We start from the raw sequence: 4,201 nt of genomic DNA, 5'->3' as shown, positions 1-4,201 counted from the left end.
CAGCAGGGGTGTCATCGGGTCGTCATCCACCGCATCCGAGGCCAGATAGCTGTTTTCGACATCCCGTTCCAGCAGGCCTTGCCGTTCCAGATAGCGACCCACCCGGTGGGCGATGGTGTGCGTCAGCTGGGTGAGCTCTGGGCTGGTCGGCGCCTTGACCCAGCGGAAACGCGCTGAGCCGTGGGATTGCTCGACATACACACCGTCGAGAAACAGCATGTGGAAGTGAACATTCAGATTGAGCGCCGATCCAGAACGCTGGATCAGGGTGACCGCGCCCGTCTTGGCCACTTGGTGGGTATGGCCCGCTTTCTTGACCAGGTGCGTGGCAATGACGCGGTAAACGATGCCCAGCACCCACCCCATGATCTCGGGCCGGCTGGCAAACAGGAAACGCAGCTGAAACGGGAAGCTCAACACCCACTGACGCATGGGTTGTTCAGGCAGTACTTCATCAACCAGCAAGGCGGCACTTTCGGCCATCCGCCGCGCCCCACAGCTCGGGCAGAAACCGCGACGCTTACAGCTGAAAGCGACCAGGTGCTCGGCGTGGCAAGACTCGCAGCGAACCCGTAGAAAGCCATGCTCCAGCCGCCCGCATTGGAGAAATTCTTCAAATTCCCGTTGCACATAGCCCGGCAATTCCTTTCCCTGCTCTGCCATAAGCGCAGCGAATGCCGGGTAATACTCGTCAACGATCTGATAGAGAAGGGTTTGCTCGGGTCGGTGGCTCTGGTAACGACCAGTATCCCGATCCCGGCTGGCCGTCCTGGCCGCCACATGAGGCATGTTCCGCGTCCTTGCAATACTGTGTTTACATACAGTCTATCGCTTAGCGGAAAGTTCTTTTACCCTCAGCCGAAATGCCTGCCGTTGCTAGACATTGCCAGCCAGTGCCCGTCACTCCCACTCGATTGTAAACAAGCACACAAAACCCTTTAGTGACAACAATTTGCAAGAACTATCAGGCTCAGTGCCATGAAAAATACCATGACCAGATCATGAGGTTGAACACGGCTTGCGCCGGCAGCGTTCACGCTCCTGGTCGGCGATCTCGCCCGGCTGCAATGCTAGCTCAGCATCGGTCATGCGCTCCAGCACGTCGCGTAGGCGGATGGTGCAAGGAATGGGCGGCAGCTCGAACTCATAGCCGCCGGCGATCATTTCGGCCGCAATCTCCTCGGTGATGAAAAACGGCTCGTCGTCTTGGTTCGGCTTCTTCATGCCCTTTCCTCCTGGCGCTCATCCTGGCCGACAGCGGCCAGGGCATCGGCTTCCGTCAATGCGTCCTCCACGAACGCGCCGTGCTGCTTCGCTTCGGCCTGGCTGACCTCGGCCCATATCCGTTTCACCTGGGCCGCACTGTACCCGGCCAGCTCGGCGGTCTTGTTGATGCTGTAGCCGGACTTGCGCAGCGCGACAACTTGGGCGCGGCGCTTCGGATCAGCACGGCGGCCCTTGTACCGCCCGGCCTGGCGGGCCAACTCAATGCCTTGGCGCTGGCGTTCGCGCCTGTCCTCGTAGTCGTCGCGGGCCATCTGCAAGGCCAGGCGAAAAAGCATGATCTGCACGGCTTCCAGCACGATCTTGGCGACGCCCTGGGCCTCGGCCGCCAGGTCGGATAGATCGACCACGCCAGGGACGGCCAGGCGTGCGCCTTTGGCCTGTATCGAGGCCACCAGGCGCTCGGCCTCGGGCAAAGGTAGGCGGCTGATGCGGTCGATCTTCTCGGCAATGACCACCTCGCCGGGCTGTAGGTCGCCGATCATGCGCAGCAGCTCAGGCCGGTCGGCGCGTGCGCCGGATGCCTTCTCACGGTAGATGCCGGCGACGTAGTAGCCGGCGGCCTTCGCGGCCGTAGTGATCGCCTCTTGGCGTTCCAAGTCCTGCGCGTCGGTGCTGACGCGCAGATAGACCCGCGCCACCATCGGCGCGGCTACTGGCTTCGTCCTGCGCATACTTGCGGGCTCCTTTGGGCATACTCAAATGCACCCATCTTAAACTGGCAGCTAATGTACAAAAGTTGATAGAAGCACACAAGTTCAATTTTGCACTTCTGCCCCACTATTGCAAAACTGCTTGTTAGTAGCCGTTTTTTCTTACTGTTTATAGATTCAATAATTTTTGAAACGAAAAATTGGGACTAAACATTTCGGTTTCGTTTTCTGTCGATTCGTCCTGCGTATCTTTTGCATAAACAAACATTTGTTGTTCGTAGTTTTCGATGGCATTTTCAATACTTGTAAATTCTCCGTTTGTAAGGTTTTCAGACAATATCAAAGCATCCAATAATCCCGTATTTACACCCTGTCCTGCAAAAGGCGACATCAAATGAGCAGCATCGCCAATCATTGTTATGGGTAATGGACGGTTACTTTTCCAATCATTGTTCAAAGGAAATTTCCTTGTGGGCAAACATTGAAATGTTGATACCGAACGTATTAATTGTTTGTAAACTTCACTCCATTTGGAAAATCTTTTCAATAAAAAATCGGCAACGCTGTTTCTGTCCTGAAAATCTAAGGGAATTTTATTTTTCCATTCATCGGGCGTTTTAAAACTAATTCCTAAATACAATGCACCATTATTATTGGGATTGGCAAACAATAAAATGCCCTGATGTCCCGCCATTAATCGGTTGCCGTTGCATAGCTGAAAAAATCCGGGACAGTTTATTTCCGGTTGAAGAATATCAGCTTGGATGTTGAAAGTACCGGTTTCTTCAACTTGCGTGTCGGTAACAAAGCTCCTTATTTTCGACATTCCACCATTGGCAAGAATAACCAAATCTGCTGTTTCACTCGGTTTATTCTCAAAAGTTAGTGTCCACTTCTTCTTACCAGGTTCAAGCATAACAAGTTTTCTATCCCAAATAACCGTGTCGTTTTCTAAACTATTCAACAAGATAGCCCTTAAGTCATTTCTGTTTATTTCAGGATTGTCAAATCGATTTTCGGGCTTTACATTTTTTGTGGATAAAATATTGCCTTTTTCATCAGCAATATTTACACCCATTGGTAAGGCTAAGTCATAATAAGTTTGTAACAATCCCGCTTTTTTCATTGCTTCCTGACCTGAACCTTTGTGTAGGTCAAGGGTTCCACCAAAAATTCTTGCCTCTCGGTCGTTGTCTCTTTCGTAAACTGAAACGTCTATGCCGTTTTGCTGTAATAATTTTGCCATAGTCAGTCCAACGGGTCCACCACCAATTATTGCAACGTTCTTATCACTAAGTAAATTCATTTGTTTGTCTGTATCTATTCGCATTGTCATTCAAAAATGGCACATAACAAGTGGCTATACGCCAAATGGCGTATATATCCACTATATCTTATTTTGCTAAACCTTTCATTATCAGTGACAAATCCGTTTTCAACCGTTTACCGTTCGTTTCTACTCTCTCAAAAGGATTTATATTCATAGTGCTTTTTGTTAAGTTTTGCTCAAATATACAAATCCTTTCTATATATCTAACAAATCCATCGGACTTTTTAATTGTTCCATTCCCTTGGTGGTAATATGTGTATAAACCTCAGTTGTTTTACTGCTTGAATGACCTAACAACGATTGAATATAACGTAAACTCGTACCATTCTCAAGCAAATGCGTTGCAAAGCTATGTCGTAAGGTATGTACAGTAACTTCCTTTTGAATCTTTGCTTTTAAAACAGCTGCTTTAAAAATGTTTTGAATACTTCGGCTTGAGTATGCGCCACCTTTTTGACCTTCAAATAAATAATCTTTTGGTTTATATTCCATAAAGTATGTTCTTAAAATAATTAATGTTTTCTCAGATAAAATGGTATAACGATCTCTTTTTCCTTTTGACTGTTCTATACGAATTTGCATGCGCTTGGAGTCAATGTCTTTTATTTTCAGGTTTATACATTCAGAAATGCGCAAACCTGCCGAATAAATAGTCATCAGAATAGCCTTGTGTTTCACGTTTTCAATAGCGCGTAGTACCCGAATGGTTTCTTCTTCACTCATCACAACAGGAAGTGTTTTTTCTTTTTTTGGTCTTTCGATGAAATATGTTTTCCGTTGTCCACCCAAAACACGTTCGTAATAAAACTGGCACTGTTGCAAAGTTAGCGATGAGGCAGCCTTTTGTCTTATTCAAAGGCCTTACATTTCAAAAACTCTGCTTACCAGGCGCATTTCGCCCAGGGGATCACCATAATAAAATGCTGAGGCCTGG

At 48.3% G+C, this 4,201-nt stretch carries 4 protein-coding genes and 1 pseudogene; all 5 read right to left on the bottom strand.

Going from position 1 to position 4,201, the window contains the following annotated elements:
- Window positions 1-789: pseudogene (locus FTU05_RS17340) on the bottom strand (IS91-like element ISVsa3 family transposase); the annotation flags it as partial.
- Between the two features lie 210 nt (window positions 790-999).
- Complete coding sequence (locus FTU05_RS17335; protein ID WP_000743213.1) at window positions 1,000-1,224, bottom strand: hypothetical protein; 225 nt, start codon at window positions 1,222-1,224, stop codon at window positions 1,000-1,002.
- Window positions 1,221-1,958, bottom strand: coding sequence for a recombinase family protein (locus FTU05_RS17330; RefSeq protein WP_001366550.1), 738 nt, complete (start codon window positions 1,956-1,958; stop codon window positions 1,221-1,223). The genes FTU05_RS17335 and FTU05_RS17330 overlap by 4 nt, the downstream gene beginning before the upstream one ends.
- A gap of 148 nt (window positions 1,959-2,106) precedes the next feature.
- Window positions 2,107-3,273 (bottom strand): tetracycline-inactivating monooxygenase Tet(X3), encoded by a 1,167-nt coding sequence (locus tag FTU05_RS17325; protein WP_024160783.1) that lies wholly within the window; start codon window positions 3,271-3,273, stop codon window positions 2,107-2,109.
- Window positions 3,274-3,462: 189 nt separating this feature from the next.
- On the bottom strand, window positions 3,463-4,056 hold the full coding sequence (locus tag FTU05_RS17320) for a tyrosine-type recombinase/integrase (protein WP_205779272.1): 594 nt from the start codon (window positions 4,054-4,056) through the stop codon (window positions 3,463-3,465).
- Window positions 4,057-4,201: the final 145 nt, after the last annotated feature.

Origin of the sequence: Acinetobacter sp. YH12049 (genome assembly GCF_013419875.1) — a bacterium.
Lineage (GTDB): Bacteria > Pseudomonadota > Gammaproteobacteria > Pseudomonadales > Moraxellaceae > Acinetobacter > Acinetobacter amyesii.
The sequence above is the reverse complement of the archived record's forward strand: the minus strand, read 5'-3'. Positions and strand labels throughout refer to the sequence as shown.

What these genes read in the sequence shown, in the direction of transcription:
- FTU05_RS17330 (WP_001366550.1), bottom strand. Translation starts at nt 1,958, where the DNA reads ATGCGCAGGACGAAGCCAGTAGCCGCGCCGATGGTGGCGCGGGTCTAT.
- FTU05_RS17335 (WP_000743213.1), bottom strand. Translation starts at nt 1,224, where the DNA reads ATGAAGAAGCCGAACCAAGACGACGAGCCGTTTTTCATCACCGAGGAG.
- FTU05_RS17325 (WP_024160783.1), bottom strand. Translation starts at nt 3,273, where the DNA reads ATGACAATGCGAATAGATACAGACAAACAAATGAATTTACTTAGTGAT.